Annotated in this window: 2 protein-coding genes; both read right to left on the bottom strand. The window is 71.9% G+C overall.

Annotation, left to right across the window (positions count from 1 at the left end):
- Positions 1-2,097: sensor histidine kinase (locus ABFX54_RS56290; protein WP_346115555.1), on the bottom strand; the 2,097-nt coding region annotated here is incomplete at its 3' end.
- 315 nt (positions 2,098-2,412) lie between these two features.
- Positions 2,413-2,908, bottom strand: a 496-nt coding sequence (locus ABFX54_RS56285; protein ID WP_346115554.1) for a hypothetical protein, incomplete at its 5' end; no start/stop codon positions are given.

Below are 2,908 nucleotides of genomic sequence, written 5' to 3'. Positions count from 1 at the left end.
GCGCAGGGCGTCGGCGACGGTGATCGGGGCGGTCGTGAGCACCGGGCCGGACTCCGCCGGATGCGGCGGGTTCGCCGGAGCCGCCTCGAACCAGGTCGCGCGGTCCGGCTCGGGCGCGATCGTCACCCCGCGCCCCCGCCCGTCCGACGGCGCCATGCTCAGCGCCCGCACCGGCCGGCCGGTGCCGGGAGCGGCGGCGATGGCCGGCGGCTCGGCGCCGGCGAGCAGGGTGGCGGGCAGCAGCACGATCGCGGTGGTCCCGTCGTACGGCGACCGCCGCAGCACGATCTTGATCCCGTGCCGGGCCGCGAGCCGGGACACCACGAACAGTCCGAGCCGGTCGGTGTCGGCCAGGTCGAACTCGGGCACGTCGGCCAGCCGCGCGTTCAGCTCGCTGAGCACGGCGTCGTTGAGCCCCAGTCCCCGGTCCTCGACCTCCAGGGCGAGCCCGTTGGCCGCCGTCACGCCGCGCACGTGCACGGTCGTGTTGGGCGGGGAGAAGACGGTCGCGTTCTCGACCAGCTCGGCGATCAGGTGGATGACGTCGGTGACCGCGGCGCCGAGCAGCAGCGGCGCGTTCGGCATGGGGGTGACCGTGACGCGGGTGTAGTCCTCGACCTCCAGCACCGCCGCGCGCACCACGTCGAACACCGGCACGGGGTCGCGCCAGCGGCGGGCGGGGGAGGAGTCGGACATGATGATCAGGTTTTCCGCGTGCCGCCGCATGCGGGTGGTCAGGTGGTCGAGCTTGAACAGGTCCTCCAGCACCTGGGGCTCGTCCACCCGCCGCTCCATGGTGTCCAGGAGCGCGAGCTGGCGGTGCAGCAGCGCCTGGTTGCGCCGGGCGAGGTTGAGGAAGACCTGGCCGACGCCCTTGCGCAGGGCGGCCTGGCCCACGGCCGCCTCGACCGCGGTGCGGCGTACGGCGGAGAAGGCGTGCACCACCCGGTCGACCTCGGCGGTCTCGGCCGGTGGCAGGCCGGGCGCCTCGGTGGCCGGGTCCACGTCCTCGCCCCGGCGCAGCCGCTCGACCAGCCGCGGCAGCCGCTGCTCGGCCAGCTCGACCGCGGAGCCCTGCAGCCGCAGGAGCTCGTCGATCAGCGAACGCCCGAACCGGTACGACAGCGCCAGCGACGCGACGACCACGCCCAGCCCGATCAGCAGGACCACGCCGATCCGCCAGTACGCCCCGGTCTTCTGCGCCTCGGCCTCGGCCGCGACCCTGGCCAGCTCGGTCTGGGTGTCCCGGTTGATCCCGCCGATGATCGCCTCGGTGTCCCTGCGCCAGGCGGCCGGGTCGACCGGCGGAGCGCCGTCGGTGTCCCAGCTGAACAGGATGTCCTCGATGGCGACCAGACGCTTGTACGGCTCGCTGGCCACCAGCCGGTCGTAGTCGGCGCGCAGCTCGGGCCCCGCGTCGCGCTCGGCGTTGGCGAAGACGAGCCGGCGGGCGGTCGTCGCGGCCACGAACGCGCCCCGGTCCGTCGGGGTCATGTTGCGGTGCACGATCGTGGTGGTGAGCACGGCGTGCTCGCGGCCGAGGTATTCGGCCGTGGCGGAGAAGGCGGCCATGCCGCGCACCCCGCGGAAGGACGACACGTCGCTCAGCGCGTCGCGGTCGGTGAACTGGCGGTTGGCGGTGGCGATCAGGTTGTCGTACGCCTGGATGATCGTCAGCGGTGGCGCCAGCACGCCTCCGTCGGCCGAGGCCCGCAGCGCCTGCAGCCCGTCGAGCGCCTGCACCATGCTCTGGACCTGGGCCGGGGTCTCGCTGTCGTCACCGTCCACGTCCACGGTGGCGATGATCTCACGCAACCGCGTCACCTGGGTGTCGGTGATCCGCCGCTGGTCGGCCAGCGGCCGGAAGTCCGCGGTGCCGTTCGGCGCCTCCGCCGAGAGCTGGCGCTCCTTCTGCAGCTCGACGATCAGTTGCAGCACCGGCTCGCCGATGGCCTCCCACCGGTTCTGGTTCTGCGACACCGTGATGATCTCTTCGACGCTGGAGTAGGCGATGAACCCCCAGAGGGCCACCATGGAGACCAGCGGAAGCAGGAGGATCCTGAGCAGCTTCGTACGGATCGGCGGAGGCGAGCTCATCCTTGTGTCCAATTCTCGACGTGTGACGCGCGTCGCTGGGCGGTCGTGAACCTAGGTGCCGCCCCCCCGAGGTTGCCCGCCACGACCGAGTGCGCCTGTGGTTGCTCCACTATGCCTACGGGGCAGATGTACTTCAAGGTAGAGATGCGAAGATTCATCGCGAATGGTGGGTTGACTCTTTGTCAACATACGGTTCGTGACCGTAACTGCCCATCTCTCACCGACAGTGACGGTATTTGAAGATTCACTCGCAGGTTCTCGGCCCCGTGACCGCCCGCCGCCTCACGGGAATGCGGGGGAATACGGGGGAACGCGTCAGCGGAACAGGATGACGATCTGGAGCACCAGCACGAGCGCCAGCGCCACAGCGACCATGAGCCACCGGGGTTCGAGCCAGTCGGACCCGCCGCGGCCCTTCTTCTGCGGGGCGTCAGGGGTCAGCAGGTCGCGCAGGATCGGGTTGATGTGGTTGTCGGGCAGCAGGCGCTCCAGATCGGGGATCAGGTCGGGGATCCGGTTGCGCACCTCTGAGGGCTGGCGGGTGGCCGTCCAGACGCGGACGTCGGTGAGGATCGCCATGGCCTCCTTGACGTTTCCGGCCTCGGCCAGGTCGGCCTGGAAGAGCTCGAAGACGTCCCGCGCGGCCGACCCCCGCTCCCGCCCTTCCCGCGCCCGCTTCTCCTGCTGCCGGGTCTCCGCCTGGGCCTCCGGCGGGCTCGTCGCCGGGGCCTTCCGGGGGTCGGCGTCGCCGGCCCGGGCGGCTCGCGCAGGCTGGGACCGGGCGGCCGCGGGCCGGGACGCCGGCTGCGAC

Origin of the sequence: Nonomuraea maheshkhaliensis (assembly GCF_039529435.1) — a bacterium.
Classification (GTDB): Bacteria; Actinomycetota; Actinomycetes; order Streptosporangiales; family Streptosporangiaceae; genus Nonomuraea; species Nonomuraea maheshkhaliensis.
This window is presented reverse-complemented; position numbering and strand designations above follow the sequence as displayed.